This is a genomic window from Clostridium sp. LS, assembly GCF_002760435.1.
Taxonomy (GTDB): Bacteria; Bacillota; Clostridia; order Clostridiales; family Clostridiaceae; genus Clostridium.
This window is the reverse complement of sequence record NZ_AUUU01000051.1, coordinates 113330-138866: the sequence shown is the minus strand read 5'-3', so window position 1 is coordinate 138866 and position 25537 is coordinate 113330. Positions and strand designations below refer to the sequence as shown.

Below are 25537 nucleotides of genomic sequence, written 5' to 3'. Positions count from 1 at the left end.
TTTATTATTTCTAGTTAAGATATCCACATAAAGATTTAGTAAATATGTAAGTATATACATATAGTAAGTCCAATTATAATGTTGGATCTATATCAATAATAAATAACACTTACTAGTAAATAAAAATTGAGTGGTTATAATATAGTTATTAGATGAAGAAGTTTTTTAAGGAAGTAAATTTAATAGCGGTTGTGTAGATAAAGCTATTATTGCGTACAAAATAAAATAAGTATAAAGAAGAAAGGAAGTTCTAACCATGGAAATATACACAATAGGGCATTCTAACTACCCTGTAGAGAGATTAATAGATATGTTAAAGCATTATAATATTAATACTGTTGTAGATATAAGAGGAACTCCTTATTCAAAATATAATATTCAATATAACAAAGAAACAATAGCCCAGACGTTAAAGGATGCGGGTTTTTTATACATATACATGGCAAAAGAATTTGCAGCACAAAGAGAAAATAGAAATTCCTACAATAAGGAAGGCTATTCTGATTTTGAAAAAGTAATTGCTGAAAAGGAATTTATGAATGGTATTGAGAGATTAAAGACTGGCTGTAAGAAAGGCTACAGAATAGCCCTTCTTGGAGCAATGCAGGATCCAATAAGATGCCATAGAAGTATTTTAGTTGGTAGGTCCTTAAGGGAGCATGGATTTATAGTTAAACATATTTTAGATGATTATTCTTTAGCTTCCCAAGAGGATTTAGAAGAAAATATATTAAGTAAGTACTTTAGCAATAGAAATCAATTAACAATAGATAGTTTGCTTGGAAATGATTTGAGTGAAAAAGAAATGATTAGAGAAGGCTATAGATTGGCTAATAAGGAGATTGGATATAGAGTAGAAAAGTTAAAATAATCAATAATCTCATGCTAGCATAATAGTTAAGGCTAATATAAATTAGGAAAATCAATTTTATTTTAAATTACATACAATATCCTATATCAATAAATGTAGGAAGTATACATGAAATTTTTATCTAGGCTATTTGGAAATAAAGAAGATAGGAAAAAATACAAGACAAATGATGTAAGACAAAAGTCTAATTCAACAAATTATGTTAATACAAATAATATTTCAAGCGCAACTGATTACTTGATTTGGGTAAACCTTAGTAATTTTAAAGTAAATATTTACAAAGGAAGCACGAATAAATGGAATTTGCTTCATAGTTATTTATGTACAATAGGAAAACCTTCTACTCCAACGCCAAAGGGAACTTTTACTGTTGGAATTAAAGGTCTATATTTTGGTGTGAATAAGGGATATAAATGTTGGTATTATACACAATTTAAAGGAAATTATTTATTTCACTCAATAATATATAATTTAGATGGTTCTGTAAGAGATGGGCGACTTGGAATGAGATTGTCTGATGGATGTATACGTCTAGCGAAGGAAAATGCTAAATGGATTTATGATAACATTCCTCAGGGAACTAAAGTAGTTATCAATTAATTTAATTAGGTTTAAAATGGATATTCTGTAATAGTTAAAGCTAAAAGTATTTTAATGTTGTATAAGTATTTATTTACAAAGAAAAATAAGTCTGAAAATTCAAAAAATATATTGTAATTAATATTAAAATAATATATAATTTAATCAAGATAAAGATTGAATTTATCTTAGTGTACTGACACTTCAATCCGGCAGAAGAGTATATCTTAAGTGATATACAGTTGGTGACGGGCAACGGAAAAATCCCGGAAGCAATGTACGACAGACGGTCGTACCCAGTTGGCGGACAACGTAAAAATCAGTATCTAAGGAAAAGCAAGTGTATTTTGTAGAATGCACTTGCTTTTTTAGTGTACTGAATATAGGCATGCACTAAGAGGTAAAAGTCCGAAATTGGTGATGATAGTGCTAATCATTAGTTTAAGACAAGGGTGTCCATTGTGAGGTGAAATCTGAAGGAAGTTGGTGACAAAGCCTCGTTTTGATTCTAAAACTAAGCAATTTTGATTTATTTGAGTTGCATAGAGTATTATAAAAATATATACTGGTTTGAGAAATTTAAATAATTCATTTTAATATAGTTATTATTTATAATAAGAAAGACAGGAGTTAAATTAATGAAAAAATTCAAGAAAGTATATATAGAAATAACTAATGTTTGTAATTTGAACTGTAATTTTTGCCCTAAAACATCCAGAGAACTAAAATTTATGGATAGAGAAAGTTTTGAATATATCATAAAAAGTATTAGGTCTTATACTGATTATGTTTATCTTCATTTAATGGGTGAGCCGTTTTTGAATAAGGAACTACAAAAATTTTTGAATATATGTGGAGAAAATTTTTTAAAAGTAAACTTAACTACTAATGGAACTTTAATTAACGAAGTTAAAGAAATACTAATTAATTCTAAAGCCTTAAGACAAGTAAATATTTCATTGCATAGTTTTGAAGCCAATGAAAATAATATTGATTTTAATGAATATATTGATAATATAATTGGTTTTGTAAAGGAAGCAACTGAAAAAACAAACATAATATGCTCCTTGAGATTGTGGAATTTGGATACAAAATACAGTGCCAGTAATAAAATGAACGTAGATATATTCAAATTTCTACAGCAGGAATTTGAAATTGAATCTGATTTAAAAGAATGCCTGAAAGAAAAAAATAGTTGTAAATTAAAAAATAATGTATATGTTAGTATGGGTGAAAAATTTAAGTGGCCATCTCTAAATTCAGAAGAACTTGGTGAAAGAGCATTTTGCTATGGACTTAGAGATCAAATAGGTGTACTTGTAGATGGAACTGTAGTGCCATGCTGCTTAGATAGTGAAGGAAGTATACCTTTAGGAAACATTTTTGAAAATACTTTAGAAGAAATTTTAAATTTTCCTAGAGCAAGAAATATATACAATGGATTTTCTGGGAGAAAAGCAGTAGAGGAATTATGCAAAAAATGTGGATTTACAAATAGAATAAGATAGAAATGGAAGTGATTAATATGGAAGTAGCAGCTAAATCTGTAGGAGTTTTTTTGTTAGCATATTTTTCTTATTATTTTGTATTAAGATTTATTCAGTCAGTTTTTCAGGGGTTAGTAGGAAACATAAGTCCTAGTGCGGCAAAGTTTATTTACGCATTAAGTACACCAGCTCATGAACTGGCACATTTATTAGTAGCTTTATTATGTCTGGCTAAAATAGAACAAGTTCAGCTTTTACCACAGGGAAATAGGCCTGGCTTTGTAAAATCTAGAATTGGAAGCAGTATACCTTTTGTTATTAGTATAAAGGAATTCCTTATAGCTATAGCACCAGTGCTCATAAATATACCATTATTCATATTTATAGAAAGTGCATTTGTACTAAAATGCAAAATATTTGAAATATCGAAGATACTGGATCCGAGAATTTTGTTAACTAAGGAAGGCCTAATAACCATAATATTATTTCTATTATTAATAAGCGGTATAGCACCTAGTCATGAAGATTTTAAAGGTATGATTAAGGGACTTATTATTTTTAGTGTTGTGATATTTGGGTTATCATATTTAACATCTTTGATTTCAGATATGAAATGGATAAATATTAATCCTATTTTAACAGTAATTTTTTATTATTTAGAAATTATATTATTCGTCTTAATAATTAATGCAATTGTTAATTATAGAAATTGGTTAAGAGTTACCTGGATAATTATAATGAATGCAATAAGACATACATTTAAAATGAGTTAATGAATAATAAAGTCTCTTTTGTGAATACTTAAAATATAAGTTGAAACTAGGAGGAGTAGTTATGTTATTAAAAGATAGTAAAACTAAGAAAAATTTGCTAAAGTCCTTTGCTGGGGAAAGCCAAGCTAGAAATAGGTATAATATAGCAGCATCTCAAGCAAAAAAGGATGGGCTTTACGTAATTCAATCTGTATTTAACTACACAGCTAATCAAGAAAAAGAACATGCAGAGGTTTTCTATAAGCAATTAAAAGAATTCGCTGGAGAAAATATACATATTGATGGTGACTATCCTATTGATAATTATGAATCTACATTAAAGCTTCTAAAAGCAGCAAATCATAATGAATTGGAAGAATATGATGTGGTATATAAATCATTTAGCGATGTTGCAATGGAAGAGGGGTTTACTGTAATATCAAAAATATTTAGTAATATAGCTTCAATAGAAAAAATTCATGCTGACAGATTTGAAAAATATGCAAAAGAGCTAGAAGAGGGAACTATATATAAAAAGGATGAAAGTGTGCAATGGTTCTGTACTAATTGTGGATATATTTATGAAGGAAAAGAGGCACCTAAAGTTTGCCCAGTTTGTGAGCATCCTCAAGGATATTTTACAGTGTTTAATGAATTATAAAATTTGATTTGGTTTAATATCTTATTAATAATTAAGAGGAAATCATTATTTTTCATATAAAAATAACAATAAATGTATATATGTTGAAGAATTGGCCATACTCCTTAATAAGGAGTGATGATAATGGTAAATAAGAAGAAATTATTTATAAGTATGGCAGTAACATTGGCACTTATATTTTTTATAACATATTATTTGTCAGATCGATATATAGCTAATAAAAATGCTAAAAATAACACAGTTACAGCTAGTGAAATAAATAAAGATAATCAATTAAGTGATAATACAAAGATTTATCTATTTTCAGGTGATAAGAAAGAAAAGGAATTAACCCTAGCTGAATTAAAAAAGGAGTTAAATATTGATAAGAATTTATCAGTGGCAGACCTATCTAAAGCTTTAAAGGATAAAGGATATGTTTTAGAAATATCGTCTAATGGGGAAATGACATATAAGAAAGATCTATCCAAAGTAATAAAACCCAATAAATATTATATCGGAGAGAAGGATGGATATTTAGCTATATATAAGACAGATAGCAACGGAACATTGTTAATTGAAAACAGCAATGATGTATATTCTGATAATAAAAAGGTAGATAATTTAAGCGCGTTAGATAAAGATAAAATAAAGAATTTTGAACTTGAGTTTGACTCTAAAGATGATGCTGAAGAAAGTTTGTCTGAATTTTTGTCTTAATTATCTTTTATTATTAAAAAATAATTAGTATTTTAATAAGGTGTGGAAAGTATATTATTTCCATGCCTTTTATTATTTAAAGTGAAAAGAATCAAAAATTTATAGTTATTGCATGATAGTTTACTTATTATATTACATTTTTAAGAATTAGCAAAAGTGATAAGGAAGACCTTAGTACTATTACTAATTGTTAACTTATAGTCTTAATTTAAATACATTATTGAAAGATTTAACTGAAAATGATAAAGTATAAGTTAGGTTCAAATTGTAGAAGATGAATAATGAAAAATGAACGATTAACTTGGAGGAAATTAAATGTACGAATATATTAAAGGTAAATATATAGGTATAAATAAAGATTATATTATTGTAGAAAATAGTGGTATTGGTTATAAAATATTTACTTCTGGAGCTACCATGTCCTCCATGCCAAAATCCGGGGATGAGATAATGATTTATCTTGAGCAAATAGTAAGAGAAGATTTTCTAGGCTTGTATGGATTTGATTCTAAGGAAGAATTAGAAATGTTTAAATTACTATTAACAGTTAATGGAGTTGGTCCCAAAGCTGCTTTATCATTACTATCAATTAGTAGGGTTAATAATTTAAAATATGCAATAATGACTGGCGATGAAAAGCATATATGCAGAGGCGTTGGTATTGGTAAAAAGACAGCTGCCAGAATTATTTTAGAGCTGAAAGATAAATTGAAGCCAGATGAACTCTTAGATAGTGCTGCAGAGTTTGATGATAAGGATAATGAAAATATTATGTCAATATCTGAAGCCTTAAGTGCATTACTTGCTTTAGGTTATAGTGAAAAGGAAGCGGATGTTGCTCTTAAGAAAATTGATAAAAATGATAGTGTTGAAAATATAATTAAGAATGCTCTAAAGGCATTAATGGGGTAAAAATCAATTAACAGTTTAGGATGAAATCCTTGCAGGATTTCTTTATATTATTGATTATTCCTTAGGAAAAGGGGGAGGTTTTTATATGGAAAGAATAGTTAATCCGTCTGAACTTCAAGAAGATTCAAATTCAGAACTTAGTTTAAGACCTCAGAAAATAAATGAATATATCGGACAAGATAAAGTAAAAGAACGTTTGGATATTTTTATAAAGGCTGCAAAAAATAGAAAAGAAGCTCTAGATCATGCTCTTTTATACGGGCCTCCTGGTCTTGGTAAAACTACTTTAGCTAATATTATTGCAAGAGAAATGGGAGGGGATTTAAAGATTACCTCAGGGCCTGCAATAGAAAGAGCAGGAGATTTAGCAGCTATTTTAACTACACTTAAAGATTATGATGTTTTATTTATAGATGAAATTCATAGATTGAACAGAACTGTTGAAGAGATTTTATATCCAGCTATGGAGGATTATGCATTAGATATAGTTATAGGAAAGGGTGCAGCAGCAAAATCTATAAGAATTGATTTGCCTAAATTTACACTTATTGGCGCCACTACTAGAATTGGAATGCTGACTTCTCCACTTAGAGACAGATTTGGTGTATTATGTGCGATGGAATACTATACAGATAAAGAACTAAAGGAAATTGTGGTTAGAAGCGCAGCAGTCTTTGGATGTGCAATTACTGATGAAGGTGCACTTGAAATTGCTAGAAGATCAAGAGGAACCCCAAGAATTGCAAATAGATTATTAAAGAGAGTAAGAGATTATTCAGAAGTGAAATCTAACAAATTAATATCTTTAAAGGAGGCTAGAGAAGCTTTAGAATTATTAGAAGTAGATAATCAAGGTTTCGATAGGGTTGATAATAAAATATTAGAAGCTATTATTGATAATTTTAATGGGGGTCCAGTAGGAATAGAAACTCTTTCATATTTTATTGGTGAGGAGTTAGGGACTATTGAAGATGTATATGAGCCATATTTATTGCAGCAGGGGTTTATAATTAGAACGCCAAGAGGCAGAATAGCAAGTGAAAAAGCTTATAAACATCTAGGTCGAGTGAATACCTCAAAGAATAAAGATAATAATAAAATACAGGGAAGTTTTTTTGATAATTAGGAATTACTTTAAAAATAAAGTTTTCACAATAGATAAAGAAATGATAAAATGCCTTGAGTTAAGAATTTAAATTAAGGTGTGCTTTTTTAGTTAGGAGTAGATAAATAAATGGATGTAAAAGATTTTGATTTTTATTTGCCTGAGGAGTTAATAGCCCAACATCCTTTAGAGCAAAGAGATTCATCAAGGCTTATGGTCTTAAATAAAAAGACTGGGGAAATTGAGCATAAGAGGTTTCATGATATCTTAAGGTATCTCAATAATGGAGATACCTTAGTATTAAATGATACAAGAGTAATGCCAGCTAGATTAATTGGTGAAAAAGAAGGTACTGGTGGCAAAATAGAGTTTCTTTTACTTAAAAGAATTGAAACGGATAAGTGGGAATGTCTATCTAAGCCAGGCAAATCTGCAAGAGTTGGAAGAAGGTTTACTTTTGGAGAAGGCAGATTAAAAGCCGAAGTAGTAGAAGTAAAAGAAAATGGAAATAGAGTTGTAGAGTTTTTTTATGAAGGTATTTTTGAAGAAGTTTTAGATTCACTTGGTGAGATGCCTCTTCCTCCATATATTCATGAAAGATTAGAAGATAGAGAAAGATATCAAACAGTGTATTCTAAGGAAAATGGTTCAGCTGCAGCGCCAACTGCAGGACTTCATTTTACAAAGGAATTATTACAGGAGATAAAGGATAAAGGAATTAATATTGTATATTTAACTCTTCATGTAGGACTTGGGACCTTTAGACCTGTAAAGGTGGAATCTATAGAAGAACATGAAATGCATTCGGAATTTTACATGCTATCTAAGGAAAGTGCAGAAATAATAAATGAAACTAAAAAAAGAGGAAATTCTGTAATTTCTGTTGGAACAACATCAACAAGAACATTAGAAACTATTGGAGATGAAAATGGTTATGTAAAAGAACAAAGTGGATGGACGAATATTTTTATATATCCTGGATATAAATTTAAAGTAGTGGATAAATTAATAACAAATTTCCATTTACCTGAATCAACTTTGATAATGCTTGTTTCGACCTTGGCAGGTAAAGACAATGTTATGAATGCATATAAAGAAGCAGTAAATGAGAAGTACAGATTTTTCTCATTTGGAGATGCAATGTTTATCAATTAACAATAAACTGTAAATTGTTAACTGTGAACTGATAACTGAATTAAATCGCTGATGAGGTGACATTAATCAAGCGTTTTAAAAGAAAATATATAAAAGAGGTGACGCTTGTGAGTAAAAGATATACGTTATTAAAAAAAGACGGCAAAGCAAGAAGAGGACAGTTTGAAACTCCTCATGGAACAATCCAGACTCCAGTATTTATGAATGTTGGAACATTAGCAGCTATAAAAGGTGCAGTATCTAGTATGGATTTAAAGGAGGTAGGCTGTCAAGTTGAACTTTCTAATACATATCATCTTCATTTAAGACCAAGTGATAAAGTTGTTAAAAAACTTGGGGGAATTCATAAGTTTATGAATTGGGATAGGCCTATACTTACTGATTCAGGAGGCTTCCAAGTATTTTCACTTGCTAAAATGAGAAAAATTAAAGAAGAAGGTGTATACTTTAACTCTCATATTGATGGCAAGAAAATATTTATGGGACCTGAAGAATCAATGCAGATTCAAAGTAATTTAGCATCTACAATTGCAATGGCCTTTGATGAATGTATTGAAAATCCAGCACCAAGAGAATATGTGGAAAGGTCAGTAGAAAGAACCACAAGGTGGCTTGAAAGATGTAAAATTGAAATGGATAGATTGAATTCTCTTCCAGATACAATAAATAAGGAACAGATGTTATTTGGTATTAACCAAGGCGGTGTTTATGAAGATATAAGAATAAAGCACGCTAAAGAAATAACTAAAATGGACTTAGATGGTTATGCAATTGGAGGTCTAGCAGTTGGAGAAACTCATGAGGAAATGTATAGAGTTATAGATGCGGTGGTGCCGTATTTACCAGAAGATAAACCGATATATTTAATGGGAGTAGGAACACCTAGCAATATTTTGGAGGCAGTTGAAAGAGGTGTTGATTTCTTTGATTGTGTTCTTCCTGCAAGAAATGGGAGACACGGTAATGTATTTTGCAGTGAGGGTAAGCTTAATTTAATGAATGCAAAATTTGAACTAGATACTAAGCCAATAGATGAGGGCTGCGAATGTCCAACATGTAAGCATTATACAAGAGCATATATAAGACATTTATTTAAAGCTAAAGAAATGCTTGCTATGAGATTATGCGTTTTACATAATTTATACTTTTATAATAAACTTATGGCAGATATAAGAGATGCTATTGATGGTGGATTCTTTAAAGAATTTAAAGAAAAAAAATTAACAGAATGGGAAGGAAAAGCTTAAAGATAAACTAGTTATATAATAAAATGTTGTATGATTTTACAAAATTTAATTTTTAATATTAAGTTACCTCTAAAATCAACTACTAAAGATAGGTGTATATTGACATTGGACATAAACAATTGTAAACTACTTATCATGGAATAGAAAAATTATCTAAAAATGAAAGTTATGGAGGAGCAAAATGGATAACATAGTAGGATTGCTAACTAGTGTATTACCTATGATTCTTGTATTTGTAATATTCTACTTTTTACTTGTCTTGCCTGAAAAGAAAAGAAAAAAGAAATATCAAAATATGTTAGATGAATTAAAAGTAAACGATGAGATTGTAACAAGAGGCGGAATTATAGGAAAAATAACACACATAGATGAAAAAGGTATTACCATTGAAACAAGTGCAGCTAAAACAAAGCTTAAACTTGATAAAACTGGAATATCATATAAAATAAAGGCAGATTAATCATAATACCCTTTAATGCCTCATAAAATGAAGTATTGGGGGTGTTGTTTTAATGGAAAATAGTAAATATTTAAGATCTGTAGCAAAGGGTACTGTTGGAACATTACTTTTTAGCTTCATAGGCATTACAGTTTTATCATTATTGATGACTAAAATAGTATTTAGTAAAGGTATTTTTAACATGCTTTATGTCATAATATCTTTATGTAGCCTAAGCCTTGGTGCAATTATGGGAGCTAAAAAAAATGAATCAAAGGGGTGGCTTGTAGGTTTTGGTGTAGCCATAGGATACTATTTCATATTATTTATATTATCCAGTATCTTTAGTGGTGAGATAGCCTTTAAACTCTTTGATTTTGTTAAGCTGCTAATTGCATTAGCAGTAGGTACCCTTGCAGGGATGCTAGGGATAAACTTGTAAGATACTAAGCTTTTCTGAGAAACTTTATTTGATTAAAAGAAGTTGTACATATGTCAAGAGTTTATTAAGTAAAATTAAACCAAAGATGCAGTTATAGCAATGCATTAATAAAAAACTTTATTAAGAAATTATAGTATGCTATAATGAAAATTGTGCAACATATGAATGAGAATACATTTAAAATTAAGAATTAATAAATTCTTGTAAATAAAGAATTTATTTTCTTAATTTTAAATATTTTAGTGTTTTACATAACTATAGAAAAGTTTATCGTAGTATAATTTAAACTTTTACTATTTGAATATTTAAAGATACTAATTTAGTAAAGACATAATATGTAGAGGGGGATTAAGATGAAAAGGAAAAGCAAAAGTTCAGCATTATTAGTTTTGATTATTGCTGTAATTGGATTTTTAGCTTTTGCAGGATTTAAAGGATTTGTTCTAGGAGGATGGCAATTTAAATCTTTTGATAAAGTAATAACTAGAGGATTAGATTTACAAGGTGGGACTTCCGTACTTATGGAAATCCAACAAGATAGTGTAACACCAGATGAATTAGAAAGTGCTAAGGAACATATCTCTCTAAGAGTAAATAAACTTGGGGTAGCCGAAACTGTTGTAACAACTGAAGGACAAAAAAGAATTAGAGTAGATATACCAGGTATGACGAATTCTAAAGAAATTGTTGATAGCTTAAGCCAATCTGGTAACTTAGTATTTAAAGGACCTAATGGTGATGAAATTTTAACAGGTAAAGATGTAAAAAAAGCAACTGCACAGCTTAATCAACAAAGCGGCGGATATGAAGTTGGTTTACAATTAAATGATGAAGGTGCTCAGAAATTTGCTGATGCGACAGGAAAATATGTTGGACAAAAAATATCAATTTATTTAGATGATGAAATGATTTCAGATCCAGTTGTAAATGCTCAAATTTCGGGTGGAGTAGCAAGTATTGAGACTCATGGTACATTAGAAGAGAACAAGAAGTTGGCAGGAATGATTAATTCAGGTGCACTTCCAATTCCGGTAAAAGCAGTAACGGTCAGCAATGTTGGGGCTGAACTTGGTGCTACAGCATTTCCAAATTCCATTAAAGCTGGAATTATTGGAGTTGGATTAGTGTTTTTATTCATGTTAATAAACTATAGGCTTCAAGGTTTAATGGCTAATATTGCATTAACACTATATATAACACTTACGCTTTTTGCATTTGTGGAAGTTGGAGTTACATTAACTCTTCCTGGTATTGCAGCGTTCTTACTTACGATTGGTGTTGCAGTTGATGCTAACATACTGATTTTTGAAAGAACTAAGGAAGAGTTGAAAAAGGGATACTCCATTAAAGCAGCAGTTAAAAAGGGTGGAGAAAATGCCTTATCTTCAATAGTTGACTCAAATGTAACTACTTTGCTTGCGGCGTTGATTTTATATTTCATAGGATCAGGAACAGTTAAAGGTTTTGCAGTTACACTTATGATAGGTATAATTATAAGTTTATTTACAGGATTAATAATAACAAAATTACTTGTTAATTTATCAGTTGAATGTGGATTAATAAGCAAAATATCACACTTTGGCGTAGGAATAAAAAAGGGGGAAGAAAAACATGCTTAAGATAATGGAAAAAACTAAAATATGGTTTTCAATTTCCCTAATAATTATTGTAATTGGAATGGGATTCTTAGCAGTTAGAGGTTTAAATTTTGGTATAGATTTTAAAGGTGGTTCTGAAATAGTATTACAATTAAATGAAAGTATAAATAAAGAAGATGTGGACAGTATTGTAAGAAGTTACGCACCAGATGCAGCTACAAATGCAGTAGATAATAATCAATATCAAATAAAATCTGCGGACCTTGATAGCACTAAATTGGCTTCAATTATGACAGATTTAAAAAATAAATACCAGTTAGACGATAAAGCGCTAGTTTCTCAAGATGAAATAGGTTCTTCAGTAGGAAAAGAATTGACTAGAAATTCAATTTCAGCTTTATTAGCAGCTTTTGGCGTAATGCTTATATATATAGCAATAAGATTTGAATTTAAATTTGGAGTTGCAGCTATAGCAGCTACAATTCATGATATTTTAGTGACAATTTCTGTTTATTCAATATTTTATATTCCAGTAAACACTCCATTTGTTGCAGCAATACTAACTATAGTAGGTTATTCTATGTGTGATACGATAGTTATTTTTGATAGAATTAGAGAAAATTCGAAAATAATGAGAAGAGCAAAATCAATAGAAGTAGCAGATGTTAGTTTAACTGAAACAATAAAAAGATCAATATATACTTCTGCAGCAACAGTAGTTACTATAATAGCAATGAACTTTTTAGTACCATCTGTTAGAGCATTTACAATTCCATTAATTGTTGGAATTATAAGTGGAGCTTATTCATCAATTTGCATAGCTTCTCCAATATGGGTATATTTAAAAGATAAAATTGGAAACAAGAAAAGAAAACTACAAAGTGCTTAATTGCTGGAAATGATTATAAAACCTCCAGATCAAATGGGGGTTTTTACAATTGTTAAGTAAAATAATTGTAAAATTTATAATAATCATTTATAATATAGGTGTTTTCTAATTTTATGGAGGAATAAGCCATGCGTAAATTCTGGGAAAGTATATATTGTCCAAATTATATTAGTGGATATAACCCATTTATACTTAAAGGTATGAACAAAGCAATAGAAAGGCTAGCTTTGGCTGTGAATAACAGACATAAGATAGTTATATATGGTACATATAATGTTGATGGAATTTGTGCTGTTTCATCTTTAATTCTTGTCTTAAGATATTTAAATGCTGATGTTGAATATTTAATATATGATAGACAAGAAAATGATGCAGTAATAAATTCTGTGGACATAAAAAATAATGTAGATTTTTTAGGAGCTGAGCTTTTAATTACTTTAGGTGTAGGATTAAAATCACAAGAAGAGGTTGATTTATGTAAAAAATTAGGTATAGATTTAATCGTTCTAGAGAATGAAAAAAGTGAGCTTGTGAATGATTACATTTACATTAATCCTAATCAAAAGGGTTGCCAATATAGATATAAAAATTTATCAATAAGTGGGCTGGCATTTAAACTTATGCAGGCAATTGCCATTTACTATAATATGAAAAGTATTAATAAATATTTAGACTTAATACTTATAGGCGTTGCATGGGCAAAGGTACCAGCAAAAGGTGAGAATGGAGTATTAATTAAAGAAGGAAATAAATTTTTAATGAATACTAATAACAATGGGTTAAGGTCTATAATTGAATTCAGCAGTATAGAAGAATTTGGTGATGATGGTATAAATAGAATTATAGAATTATTAATTCCACCAAAGGGTGCAGTAGGTGTTATGGATAATGCTCGAATAGTTTTAGAACTTTTAACCACAAATGATAAAGATAGAGCTGATCAGATTGTTAAATATTTATATAGATTAAAGAAGACTAATTCTTTAAAGTATATGTAATATTGATTAATTAATTTATAACTATCTATTTTTTTGTTTTTATATTGAATCATAAATTTGTGGTTAATAAATAAATGCTATGGAGGAGTTAAAATGGATTTAAAAGAAAAGATAAGAGTAATTGAAAATTTCCCTAAAGAAGGAATAAGCTTTAAGGATATAACAACATTAATAGGCGATGGGAAAGCATTAAAGGAAGCAATAGATCAAATTGTAAAACATTTAGAAGACAAAAAAGTTGATTTGATAGTAGGACCAGAAGCTAGAGGTTTTATTTTTGGTGTTCCTGTTGCGTATGCTTTAGGAATAGGATTTGTTCCGGTAAGAAAGCCAGGGAAATTACCTGGAGAAACAATTTCTGTGAATTATGGATTAGAATATGGAGAAGATCAGCTTCAGCTTCATAAAGATTCTATTAAGCCAGGTCAAAGAGTTGCAGTTGTGGATGACTTATTGGCTACAGGAGGTACTGTAGAAGGCGTTGCAAAATTAATTGAACAAGCTGGTGGAGAAGTTGTTTCATTAGATTTTGTAATAGAATTAACAGAACTAAATGGAAAAGATAAGCTAAAGGATTATGATGTACTATCATTAGTAAAATATGATATATAGTTTAAACTAATTATTGAATTTTCAAAGATAATTTTTAGTTATCTTTGAAAATTGATTTGGTAAGGGTACCAATTATTTTCCACTTATGAAATAATAGTTCAAATATACAATGTATATTTGAACTATTATTTTTTAGTATATATGTTAATGCCTTATTGAAAATAATCTTAAAATAATATATAATTATTAAAAAGTTAGGCTGGTTATTGAACCAGCCTTTGAATTTAGTTTTAACGTAGAAGGAGAGCAATCCTTATGATTGATAAATTATTGGAAAAGATCCATAACAATTGTAACAATGTCGATGTTAATATGGTAGAAAAGGCATATCATTTCGCAGAGCAAGCTCATAAGGACCAAAAAAGAGAATCAGGTGAACCGTATATTATCCACCCAATAGCAGTGGCAGAAATTTTAGCTGAATTAGGAATGGATACAAATACTATTGTAGCTGGATTATTACATGATGTTATTGAAGATACAGATTGTTCTTATGATGAAACAGTCAAACTTTTCAATGCAGAGATAGCTAATTTGGTGGAAGGTGTTACAAAGCTTACTAAACTTGGTGAAATGGAATACAAAACTAAAGAAGAACAACAAGCTGATAATGTTAGAAAAATGTTACTTGCTATGGCCAAGGATATAAGAGTAATTATTATTAAGTTAGCGGATAGATTACACAATATGAGAACTCTTAAATTCATGCCAGAAAAGAAACAGAAAAATAAGGCAAAGGAAACTTTAGATATTTATGCTCCATTAGCTCACAGACTTGGTATGTCTAAAATTAAATGGGAATTAGAAGATTTATGTTTTAGATATTTACATGAAAAAGAATACTATGAATTAGTAGATAGTATTGCTGAAAAAAGAGTTGAAAGAGAAACTTATATAAAAGATATTGTAAAGGACTTATATGAAAAGTTAGAAACTTCAGGGATACATTCAGATATTGATGGAAGACCTAAGCATTTTTATAGCATTTATAAAAAAATGGTTAGCAAAAATAAGAGTATTGAACAGATTTTTGATTTAACAGCAATTAGAGTATTAGTTCACTCGGTGAAAGACTGTTATGGAGTTCTTGGTATAGTTCATACTATTTACAGACCAATACCAGGCCGATTTAAGGATTATATAGCTATGCCTAAGCCCAATATGTATCAATCACTACATACCACTGTAATTGGACCACAAGGTAAAACTTTTGAAATTCAAATTAGAACTTTTGAAATGCATAAGACTGCAGAGTATGGAATAGCTGCACATTGGAAATATAAAGAAGGCGATGCAGGGAAACCTGAACAAGACAAACAAAAGGATTTTGAAAAGAAGCTTGTATGGCTTAGGGATATGCTAGAGTGGCAGAAAGAAACATCAGATGCTGAAGAATTTATTGAAGGATTTAAAATTGATTTATTTTCAGACGAAGTTTTTGTATTTACTCCAAAAGGCGTTGTAATAAATTTATGTAATAACGCAACCCCTATAGATTTCGCTTATAGAATACATACAGACATAGGAAATAAGTGTATAGGAGCTAAGGTTAATGGTAAAATAGTTCCATTAGATTATACTCTGAAAACTGGAGAAATAGTTGAAATATTAACTTCTCCTAATGCAAAAGGACCAAATATGGATTGGCTCAATATTGCAAAAAGCAACCAATCTAAAAGTAAAATAAAACTTTGGTTTAAAAAAGCTAAAAAAGAGGAAAATATATTAAAAGGTAAAGAGCAGCTTGAAAAAGAACTAAAAAAGCAAGGTGTTAATTATAACGATATAGCTAAAGGCGAGTTCTATGAAAAACTCATTAAAAGATACAATATCCATTCAATGGATGATTTATATGCTTTAATTGGAATTGGTGGTTTTTCTGTATCAACCCTTATTGTAAAACTTAAGGAAGACAATGGAATCGGTGTAGATAAAGCTAGTAAAGAAAAAGAAAATAAAGAAATTCTAAGTAAGAGTATTGAAGAGCAAATTGCAAAAACATCAAGAAAGCCTGAGCCAAACGGTTATGGAATAACAGTTAAAGGTGAAAGTAATCTTATGGTTAGATTTGCTAAGTGTTGCAGTCCAGTCCCAGGAGATGAAATTTTAGGATACATAACCAAAGGTAGAGGTGTATCAGTACATAGAAAAGATTGCAGTAATTTACAAGCCCTTATCGAAACAGATAAAGATAGAGTTGTAGAAGTTAACTGGGGATCAGCCAAGGGAACATCTTACTTTGCTGAAATACAAGTTCAAGCAGATGATAGAGAAGGATTACTTGCTGATATAATGAGTGTTATTACTGATCTTAAGCTGCAATTAAGTGCTGTGAATGCAAATTTGTCTAAACAGGGGTGTGCAGTAATTAATGTAAAATTAAAGATCACTTCTGTTGATAGTTTAAAAGATTTAATGAAAAGAATTAAAAGATTAAGAGGAGTAGTGGATGTATATAGGGTTAATTCCTAGATACATTGCCTAGAAATAAGAAAGGTGAGATAGCATGAGAGCTGTAGTGCAAAGAGTGACCTCATCTAGTGTTTGTGTTAATGGAAACATCATTGGAGAAATAGGAAAAGGCTTTAATGTCTTAGTAGGTATAGCTAAGGATGATACTTTAGAAGATTTAAAGTACATTAAAGATAAAATTATTAATTTAAGGGTATTTCATGATGAAAATGATAAAATGAATTTATCATTGTTGGATATCAAAGGTGAAATACTTGTTATCTCTCAATTTACACTATATGGAGATTGTAGAAAAGGTCGAAGGCCAAACTTTATGGAAGCTCAAAGTGGAGAAGAAGCTGTAAAACTTTATGAAGAGTTTATAGAGTTGCTTAAAGAATCAAATTTAAAAATTGAATGTGGTGAATTTGGTGCAGATATGAAAGTTAATATTAATAATGATGGTCCTGTGACAATATTATTAGATAGTAAAAGAAATTTTTAGGAGGAATTAAAGTTGATTATAAAAACAATCATAGCAGGAATGTATGAAGAAAATTGTTACTTAATAATGGATGAAGATACTAAAGAACTTGCCATTATAGATCCGGGTGGACATGCAAAATTAATAGCCCAAGAGATTGGGAATTTAGGTGCAAAACCTAAATTTATCCTGTTAACACATGGTCATAGCGATCACGTAGATGGAGTTGTAGAATTAGTGAATGAATTAAGTATTCCATTTTATATAAATAAAGCAGAAGAAGAATACATGGAAAAGGATAAGTTTGTATTTGGATCTTTGCCTAAAACTGCAGATTACTTAAAAGAAGGAGATACTTTAAATCTTGGTGGCAATATTATAAAAGTTATTGAAACACCAGGACATACAGCAGGTGGAATTTGTTTCTTAGTCAATGATAAACTTTTCACAGGAGATACTCTATTTATGCAGTCTATAGGAAGAAGTGATTTCCCAGGTGGTAATGGAGTGCAGCTCGTAACAAATATTAAGCAGAAATTAATTCCTTTAGGAGATAATATTGAAGTTTATCCAGGTCATGGACCTTCATCGACTATAGGTTACGAGAAGAGAAATAATCCATTTTTATAAGAAATAAATGTGCAAGTGTATTGCACATTTTTTAAGGGAGCAATGATGGAAGTTAAAATTAATTTAAATGACTTAAAATATAGATATGAGGTATATCAATTATTTAATGTATATTTCTCAATGAAAGAAATTAAATTTGTAGATTTAGAAGAAGCAGACTTTATTTTCTATATTAATGAAAAAATTTTAAGATTTGAATACGAAGATTATTGTAAAGAAGAATCTTTAGGAGAAGATATTAAGAATTCTCTTAGAAGATTTCTTTTTCTGTGTTTAAGGGACATAACCCATGATATATATCCTTGGGGAATTTTAATTGGAATTAGACCTTCTAAAATAGCATTAAAATTACTTAAAGAAGGAAATACTGAAGATGAAGTTATTGAAATATTTAAGGATAAATATTTAGCTCATAAAGATAAAGCAAAATTATGTATTGATGTAGCTAAAGCAGAGGAAAGAATAGTTAATAAAGATAAAAATAATATTGCTATTTATATTGGTATGGCATTTTGCCCAACTAAATGCCTTTATTGCTCATTTACTTCAAATTCAATAAGTGTTCAGAAGAAATTAGTAAATCCATACTTACAAGCTTTAACAAAGGAAATTAGGGGTATTAGTGAGTATGTTAAAGAAAAAAAACTTAACATTGAATCTGTATATTTTGGCGGAGGAACTCCAACAGCAGTCAACGATGAAGAATTTGCTATGATAATGAACGAAATTTATGATAATTTTATTAATAATAATGTTAAAGAATTTACAGTTGAATGTGGTAGACCTGATACTTTAACTAAAAATAAATTACAAACTATGAAAAATTGTAGTGTGGACAGAATAAGTATTAATCCTCAGACTATGAATGATAAAACCTTAAAGCTAATTGGCAGAACGCATTCCTCAGAGGAAATAAAAGAAAAATTTAAAATGGCGAGAGAGCTTGGTTTTGATAATATTAATATGGATATAATTATAGGTCTTCCAGGCGAAAATCATAAAGATGTAGTAAATACAAAAAATAAGTTAATGGAATTAGAACCTGACAGCATTACTGTACATGGTTTAGCTTTAAAGCGAGGTTCTAGAATGTACGAGGAATTTATTCTTAAAAAAGGAATGGAAATCACGCCTCAAGAAGAAATAATTAAAATGTATGAAGAAAGTAAAAATTTAGCTAATAGTTTAGGCCTTTCGCCATATTATATGTATAGACAAAAAAATATGGTAGGAAATATGGAGAATTTAGGGTATGCTGAAGAAGGTAAAGAATGTATTTATAATATTCAAATGATTGAAGAAAGACAAACAACTATTGCATTAGGTGCAGCAGCTGTAAGTAAAGTTATATTCTTAGAAGAAGATAGACTTGAAAGATTTCCAAATCTAAAGGATCTTCATGAATATATATCAAGAATTGATGAAATGATTGAGGGAAAAAAGAAATTATTAGATACTTTATATTAATTACTGGTGAATTTAGCCTTTTAAATTGTTAATAAATAATGTACAATTGTCTATGGATAATTATGCATAGAAAATAATATATGCAGAAAATACTTACTTTAAAAAGAGTATTTTAAATAAAATGAAATTTTGTTAGATTTCATTAAATAACAGTTAACTGTTAACTGACCTTAAAACTGTTGGGAGGAACTAGATAATGGCAATGGAAATGCAAGCACCAAAAGGTACTAAAGATATGTTACCTGAGGATGCATATAAGTGGCAATATATAGAGAACGTATTTAGAAACGTTGCTAAAACATATGGAATTAGAGAAATTAGAACTCCAATGTTTGAACATACAGAATTATTTCTAAGAAGTGTTGGTGACACTACCGATATAGTTCAAAAAGAAATGTACACTTTTAATGATAAAGGTGACAGAAGTATAACATTGAAACCTGAAGGAACTGCTTCAGCTGTTAGAGCATTTGTGGAAAATAGACTATTTAATGAAGCTCAACCTACAAAATTGTATTATATTACGCCTGCTTTTAGGTATGAAAATGTGCAAAAAGGAAGACTTAGACAATTTCATCAATGTGGATTAGAAGTTTTTGGTTCAAATGCTGCTTCTATGGACGCAGAAGTAATTGCAGTAGCAATGGACACATTAAAAAAATTAGGATTGAAGAGCCTAAGCTTAAATATAAACAATTTAGGCTGCCCAAGTTGCAGGCCTAAGTATAATGAAGCTTTAAAGAAATTTTTAGCTGAAAATTATGATGGACTTTGTGAGACATGTAAAACTAGATTTGAAAAAAATCCTATGAGAATATTGGATTGTAAAGAAAAGAAATGTCATGAAATCACAAAGAATGCTCCAACAATCTTAGAGTATGTTTGCGAAGAATGTGAAACTCATTTTGATAAGGTTAAGGAATATTTAGATATTCTAGGATTGCCATACACAGTAGATCCAGGTATAGTAAGAGGTTTAGATTACTATACTAAGACTATATTTGAAATTCTAACTTCTGACTTCACAGTATGTGGTGGAGGAAGATATGATAAACTTATAGAGGAGCTAGGTGGACCTGATATGCCTGCAGTTGGCTTTGGTATGGGAGTAGAAAGATTAATAATGACTTTAGAAAAAGAAAATATTGAAATTCCGAGTGAAAATTTATTTGATCTATACATTGGAGCCAGAGGAGAAGAAGAAAGTAAATATGCGTTTAAGTTAGCTAATGATTTAAGAGCTCTAGGAGCAAAATGTGAAATTAATCATATGGGCAGAAGTGTTAAAGCTGAAATGAAATATGCAAATAAAATAGGAGCAGCTTTTACAACTATCCTAGGCGAAGATGAATTAGCAAATAAAAAAGTTAATTTGAAGAGAATGAGTGATGGTGAAATCTTCGAAGTTTCTTTAGACGATTTAGAAGGAATTGCAAAAATACTTAAGTAAAATTAATAATGAAGAATGAATGATGAAAAATTAAGGAAGAAATTACTTTGTAATTTCTAAAATATAAGAAATTGCAGAGCAATTTCAGCCTTAATCATTAACTATTCATTATTCATCATTCATCAATGATAAATATACAAAAATAAAGAAATCCCGCAGGGATTTCAACATAAACTGTTAATTGTTAACTGATAACTGTTAACTGACTTAAGAGGGAGGATTTTAGTAATGGGTGAATCTTTAAATGGTTTAAAGCGCAGTATGATGTGTGGAGAACCTAGAGAAGAACATGTAGGTAAAAAAATAACTTTAATGGGATGGGTTCAAAGAAATAGAAAACTTGGAGGCCTTGAATTTATAGATTTAAGAGATAAAAGTGGAATTATGCAGGTAGTTTTTGGTGAAGAAATAAATGCAGAAGCTTTTGAAAAAGCAAAATCGGTAAGACCGGAATACTGTATAGCTGTAACTGGGGAAGTTGTTAAAAGAGAAAGCGTAAATGAAAACATGCCAACAGGGTTTGTTGAATTAAAATGTGAATCTATAAAAATTCTTTCAGAATCAGAAACTCCACCAATATACATTAAAGAGAATTTAGATGCAGCAGAAAACATTAGATTAAAATATAGATATTTAGATTTAAGAAGACCTGATATGCAAAGAATCTTTGCAATTAGAAGTAAGACAACAAAAGCAATTCGTGATTACTTAGAGGAAAATAATTTCTTAGATGTAGAAACTCCAATTTTAACAAAGAGTACTCCAGAAGGGGCTAGAGATTATTTAGTACCTTCAAGAAATTATCCAGGAATGTTTTATGCTCTTCCACAATCACCGCAAATATTTAAGCAATTATTAATGGTATCTGGTTTTGATAGATATTATCAAATAGCTAAATGTTTTAGAGATGAAGATTTAAGAGCAAATAGACAACCAGAGTTTACTCAAGTTGATATGGAATTAAGCTTTGTTGAACAAGATGATATTATGGCAGTAAATGAAGGTTTAATTGCTCATGTATTTAAAGAAGTTGCTGGAGTAGATGTGGAGCTTCCAATAAAAAGAATGACATTTAAAGATGCTATGGAAAAATACGGTTCAGATAAGCCTGATTTAAGATTTGGAATGGAGATAACTAACATTACAGACGATGTTCGCGATTTAGATTTTGTTGTATTTAAATCTGCAATAGAAGCTGGTGGTTCTGTTAGAGCATTATGTTTAAAAGGTGGAGCTGAACTTGGAAGAAAGCCTTTAGATAAATTAGGTGAGTTTGTTAAGACATATAAGGCAAAAGGTCTTGCTTGGATTCAGCTTAAAGAAGATGGAGTTAAATCATCAATAGCTAAATTCTTAACTGATGATGTAATAAATTCTATAATAAAAACAATGAATGCTGAAGATGGAGATGCAATTCTTATAGTAGCAGATAAAAATTCTGTAGTATTCCAAAGCTTAGGAGCTTTAAGATTAGAATTAGCTAAGCAATTTGATTTAATAAAAGATAAAAATGAATTTAACTTCACATGGATTACTGAATTCCCATTATTTGAATATAGTGAAGAAGAAGATAGGTATACTGCTTGCCACCATCCATTTACAGCTCCAATGGATGAAGATTTAGACTTTATTGAATCTGATCCAGGAAGTGTACGTTCTAAGGCTTACGATTTAGTATTAAATGGAGAAGAGTTAGGTGGAGGATCTATAAGAATCCATGATATGGCTCTTCAAGAAAGAATGCTTAAGGCATTAGGTTTTACACAAGAATCAGCATGGGCCCAATTTGGATTCCTGCTACAAGCATTTAAGTTTGGCCCACCGCCACATGGAGGCTTAGCATTTGGGTTAGATAGAATGATAATGTTCTTAGCTGGAACAGACAATATTAAAGATGTAATTACATTCCCTAAAAACCAAAATGCATATTGCTACTTAAGTGAAGCTCCAAATATAGTTGATGAAAAACAATTAACTGAACTTGGAATATCATTAATCCAAGAAGAAAAATAATAAAGAATAGATGAAGAAAACTCTTATACTAATTATGAGCATTTAGTATAAGAGTTTTTTATTAAAATTTGAAGTGAATTTATTTTAAGGTATGTTTTTATCAATATATAAACCTTATAGGATTTTAATATATTTTTTTAAAGAGAAAAAAAGTATATTTACTAGAAAAGGATTGGTGCATTTGTATTTAATATATCAATAAGCCTTTTGCTTAATAAAGGTTCATCAACGGCATTTTCACAAGCAAATTTAAGAGCGTCTAAAGTCATGGAAATATCTTCTTCTATAAATTCCTTGGAGTCCCAAGCAATAGAATCCTTAATAAAGTCATATACTTCACATGGATTTTCAAATACTTTAAGGAATAATTTTTGGATAGGTTCATTATCCCAATTATTATTAAATGAATCACTAAAAACTTTTAATTGTAAATCTAATGAATCATAATTAGAATCCCAGAGGCTGCTTATGAAATCATAAGATTTTTTTATTGAATTTACGGAGTTTAAATCTTCATTTGAATCATTATATTTTAAGGTTTCACTGACTACATTATTAAATTCTGTTACTGGAATATAAAAATCTTTAGATTTACGGTCGAACCAGGTAAAGAAAGATGTTGGTAAAAATACATATTGCAAGAATCCTAAGAGGCTGTAACCACAAGGATAAACTGCCCAGCCGCATTGTAATATATTTTTATCCAAATCAAAAATTCCAGTATAAATGATTTTCGAAGTCTTAGTTATTTCCTTATTTTCAAAATATCCTTCCCATATATTTTCATCATTTAAAATTTTATTTTCCCAAAAAGAAAAATTGTTATAGGGATTTTTTTTAAGAGTATTTTGTTTTATATTAGCTTCCAATGATATATTCCTCCTCTCAATAATTACATATAATTTAATTTTTAAAATTACTATAATTAATTTATTATCTTTTATTATTTAATGTTTTTAAATTAAAGTTTGGAATAAAATTCTACTATTAGTGAATCATTAATCTCAATTGGAACTTCTTCTCTTAATGGATATCTTAATAGAGTGCCGGAAAAGTCATTTTCATTCTTACTCAAGTAAGGATACACATTAAGAATATTCGATAAAAAAGTATCTCTAAACAACTCATTGTGTTGAGATTTTTCTTTTAGAGCAATAGTATCCCCGATATTTACATCAAAAGAAGGAATGTTTACCTTTTTATCATTAACCAAAAAATGTCCATGTACTACCATTTGACGTGCTTGAGCTATTGAAGTTGCAAAGCCTAATCTATAAACTAAATTATCAAGTCTACATTCTAATCTTTTTATTAAAGAATAACCAGTTGGCTCTTTATCTTTTAATGCTTTCTTGACATATGATGCAAATTGTTTTTCCATTACTCCATAATAGGCTCTAAGACGCTGCTTTTCTAATAATTGAGTACCATAAGCTGATAATTTTTTAGCATTTCTAGCACTGCCATTATTGGCTCTTTTCATAGCTTTAGGATGTCCACTAACATTTAGTCCTAATCTTCTACATAATTTAAATCTAGGTTCTCTCATTCTTGCCATTACAAATATCATCTCCTATCAAGTGAAGCATGATTAAGATTGGAAGTTATACATTTCTGACCTAATTTAGTCTGATAATAGATATAGCATATATAAAAATATGTAAATAAAATCAGCACTACAATTATAGTCACATATAGTAAGATATAATTTTAAGGGATTTTTGTTACTGATTTCACAATTAGTTTGCTCAAGATGAATGATTTGACACGTTGTATATTATGGTAAATAAAAAAGGTATTACATAAATTAATAATTTAATCAATTGAAAATTAGAGATAATAAATTTTATGTGTTATAATTAATCAGAATAAAATAAATAGAAACTGGGGGATGAAAGATGCTAGGGACAATAGTTAATTCGTTAGCTATAATAGGCGGTTGTTTAGTAGGATTAATTGTAAAAGGAAAACTTACTGAAAAAATTAGTTCAACTATAATGCATGGATTAGCACTATGCGTATTATATATAGGTATATCAGGAGTACTAAAGGGTCAAGACACACTTCAAATTATAATTTGTATAGCAATAGGCGCATTAGTTGGAGAGATAATTGATTTTGATAAAAAATTAAATGATTTAGGAGATATGATAGAAAAGAAAATAAATGGTAAAAAAAATCATACTTCAAATGAAAAAATATCTATATCAGAAGGTTTTGTAACTTCAAGTTTATTATTTTGCGTTGGAGCAATGGCTGTAGTAGGGTCCCTTGAGAGCGGACTTAGAGGTGAGCATACAACTCTTTTTGCAAAATCTATTCTAGATGGAGTGTCATCAATAATATTTGCCTCATCTCTTGGAGTAGGTGTAATGTTATCTTCTGTTGCAATTTTAATTTATCAAGGGAGTATCACTCTTTTAGCTGGATGCCTTTCAACAATATTAACGGAAGCAATAATAAGCAATATGTCAGCAGTCGGAAGTCTTTTAATTGTAGGATTAGGATTTAATATGCTTGGAGTAACTAAGATTAAAGTGGCAAATTTACTTCCTGCTATATTTATACCTATTATATATGGATTAATTAAATGAGG

At 29.5% G+C, this 25537-nt stretch carries 25 protein-coding genes; 23 read left to right on the top strand and 2 right to left on the bottom strand.

Annotation, left to right across the window (positions count from 1 at the left end; all coding sequences use genetic code 11):
• The first annotated feature begins 256 nt into the window (after positions 1–256).
• From COL3_RS13915 to aspS, 22 genes are all read left to right on the top strand, one after another.
• A complete protein-coding gene (locus COL3_RS13915) occupies positions 257–871 on the top strand; it encodes a DUF488 domain-containing protein (RefSeq protein ID WP_008420985.1) in 615 nt (204 codons plus the stop codon).
• Between the two features lie 108 nt (positions 872–979).
• Positions 980–1471: a L,D-transpeptidase gene (locus tag COL3_RS13910; protein WP_008420983.1), complete on the top strand. Its 492-nt coding sequence runs from the start codon at positions 980–982 to the stop codon at positions 1469–1471.
• A gap of 617 nt (positions 1472–2088) precedes the next feature.
• Positions 2089–2958 (top strand): radical SAM protein, encoded by an 870-nt coding sequence (locus tag COL3_RS13905; protein ID WP_008420982.1) that lies wholly within the window; start codon positions 2089–2091, stop codon positions 2956–2958.
• 2 nt (positions 2959–2960) lie between these two features.
• Positions 2961–3710: a hypothetical protein gene (locus tag COL3_RS13900; protein WP_242982136.1), complete on the top strand. Its 750-nt coding sequence runs from the start codon at positions 2961–2963 to the stop codon at positions 3708–3710.
• A gap of 61 nt (positions 3711–3771) precedes the next feature.
• Positions 3772–4350, top strand: a complete 579-nt coding sequence (rbr, locus tag COL3_RS13895; RefSeq protein ID WP_008420980.1) for a rubrerythrin — start codon at positions 3772–3774, stop codon at positions 4348–4350.
• Between the two features lie 123 nt (positions 4351–4473).
• The gene (locus COL3_RS13890) at positions 4474–5049 is read left to right on the top strand and encodes a hypothetical protein (protein ID WP_008420979.1); all 576 of its coding nucleotides are present in this window, start codon (positions 4474–4476) and stop codon (positions 5047–5049) included.
• 315 nt (positions 5050–5364) lie between these two features.
• Positions 5365–5961: a Holliday junction branch migration protein RuvA gene (gene ruvA / locus COL3_RS13885; protein ID WP_008420978.1), complete on the top strand. Its 597-nt coding sequence runs from the start codon at positions 5365–5367 to the stop codon at positions 5959–5961.
• An 85-nt stretch (positions 5962–6046) separates the two neighbouring features.
• Positions 6047–7087 (top strand): Holliday junction branch migration DNA helicase RuvB, encoded by a 1041-nt coding sequence (gene ruvB, locus COL3_RS13880; RefSeq protein WP_008420977.1) that lies wholly within the window; start codon positions 6047–6049, stop codon positions 7085–7087.
• 108 nt (positions 7088–7195) lie between these two features.
• Positions 7196–8221 carry a tRNA preQ1(34) S-adenosylmethionine ribosyltransferase-isomerase QueA gene (gene queA / locus COL3_RS13875; RefSeq protein ID WP_008420976.1) on the top strand — a complete coding sequence of 342 codons (1026 nt, stop codon included), beginning with the start codon at positions 7196–7198 and terminating at the stop codon, positions 8219–8221.
• A gap of 107 nt (positions 8222–8328) precedes the next feature.
• The gene (tgt, locus tag COL3_RS13870; RefSeq protein ID WP_008420975.1) at positions 8329–9468 is read left to right on the top strand and encodes a tRNA guanosine(34) transglycosylase Tgt; all 1140 of its coding nucleotides are present in this window, start codon (positions 8329–8331) and stop codon (positions 9466–9468) included.
• A 181-nt stretch (positions 9469–9649) separates the two neighbouring features.
• Complete coding sequence (gene yajC, locus COL3_RS13865; RefSeq protein ID WP_008420974.1) at positions 9650–9928, top strand: preprotein translocase subunit YajC; 279 nt, start codon at positions 9650–9652, stop codon at positions 9926–9928.
• A 52-nt stretch (positions 9929–9980) separates the two neighbouring features.
• Positions 9981–10349: a TIGR04086 family membrane protein gene (locus tag COL3_RS13860; protein ID WP_008420973.1), complete on the top strand. Its 369-nt coding sequence runs from the start codon at positions 9981–9983 to the stop codon at positions 10347–10349.
• 353 nt (positions 10350–10702) lie between these two features.
• Positions 10703–11968, top strand: coding sequence for a protein translocase subunit SecD (secD, locus tag COL3_RS13855; RefSeq protein WP_008420972.1), 1266 nt, complete (start codon positions 10703–10705; stop codon positions 11966–11968).
• The gene (gene secF / locus COL3_RS13850) at positions 11961–12836 is read left to right on the top strand and encodes a protein translocase subunit SecF (RefSeq protein WP_008420971.1); all 876 of its coding nucleotides are present in this window, start codon (positions 11961–11963) and stop codon (positions 12834–12836) included. The genes secD and secF overlap by 8 nt, the downstream gene beginning before the upstream one ends.
• Positions 12837–12964: 128 nt before the next feature.
• Positions 12965–13834 (top strand): DHH family phosphoesterase, encoded by an 870-nt coding sequence (locus COL3_RS13845; protein ID WP_008420970.1) that lies wholly within the window; start codon positions 12965–12967, stop codon positions 13832–13834.
• Between the two features lie 93 nt (positions 13835–13927).
• Positions 13928–14446, top strand: a complete 519-nt coding sequence (locus COL3_RS13840) for an adenine phosphoribosyltransferase (protein WP_008420969.1) — start codon at positions 13928–13930, stop codon at positions 14444–14446.
• Positions 14447–14701: 255 nt separating this feature from the next.
• A complete protein-coding gene (locus COL3_RS13835) occupies positions 14702–16918 on the top strand; it encodes a bifunctional (p)ppGpp synthetase/guanosine-3',5'-bis(diphosphate) 3'-pyrophosphohydrolase (protein ID WP_008420968.1) in 2217 nt (738 codons plus the stop codon).
• A 34-nt stretch (positions 16919–16952) separates the two neighbouring features.
• Positions 16953–17402: a D-aminoacyl-tRNA deacylase gene (gene dtd, locus COL3_RS13830; RefSeq protein WP_008420966.1), complete on the top strand. Its 450-nt coding sequence runs from the start codon at positions 16953–16955 to the stop codon at positions 17400–17402.
• Between the two features lie 12 nt (positions 17403–17414).
• Positions 17415–18011 carry an MBL fold metallo-hydrolase gene (locus COL3_RS13825; RefSeq protein ID WP_008420965.1) on the top strand — a complete coding sequence of 199 codons (597 nt, stop codon included), beginning with the start codon at positions 17415–17417 and terminating at the stop codon, positions 18009–18011.
• A 45-nt stretch (positions 18012–18056) separates the two neighbouring features.
• A complete protein-coding gene (locus COL3_RS13820; protein ID WP_008420963.1) occupies positions 18057–19478 on the top strand; it encodes a coproporphyrinogen III oxidase in 1422 nt (473 codons plus the stop codon).
• Positions 19479–19674: 196 nt separating this feature from the next.
• The gene (hisS, locus tag COL3_RS13815; protein ID WP_008420961.1) at positions 19675–20928 is read left to right on the top strand and encodes a histidine--tRNA ligase; all 1254 of its coding nucleotides are present in this window, start codon (positions 19675–19677) and stop codon (positions 20926–20928) included.
• Positions 20929–21156: 228 nt separating this feature from the next.
• On the top strand, positions 21157–22941 hold the full coding sequence (aspS, locus tag COL3_RS13810) for an aspartate--tRNA ligase (protein WP_008420959.1): 1785 nt from the start codon (positions 21157–21159) through the stop codon (positions 22939–22941).
• Positions 22942–23102: 161 nt separating this feature from the next.
• On the opposite strand, the gene COL3_RS13805 is transcribed toward aspS, so the two are convergent.
• Both COL3_RS13805 and rpsD read right to left on the bottom strand, forming a co-directional pair.
• Positions 23103–23810: a hypothetical protein gene (locus COL3_RS13805; protein WP_008420957.1), complete on the bottom strand. Its 708-nt coding sequence runs from the start codon at positions 23808–23810 to the stop codon at positions 23103–23105.
• Between the two features lie 92 nt (positions 23811–23902).
• A complete protein-coding gene (gene rpsD, locus COL3_RS13800) occupies positions 23903–24499 on the bottom strand; it encodes a 30S ribosomal protein S4 (protein ID WP_008420955.1) in 597 nt (198 codons plus the stop codon).
• Between the two features lie 340 nt (positions 24500–24839).
• On the opposite strand from rpsD, the gene COL3_RS13795 reads away from it, so the two are divergent.
• A complete protein-coding gene (locus COL3_RS13795) occupies positions 24840–25535 on the top strand; it encodes a DUF554 domain-containing protein (protein ID WP_008420953.1) in 696 nt (231 codons plus the stop codon).
• The last annotated feature ends 2 nt before the right edge of the window (positions 25536–25537 follow it).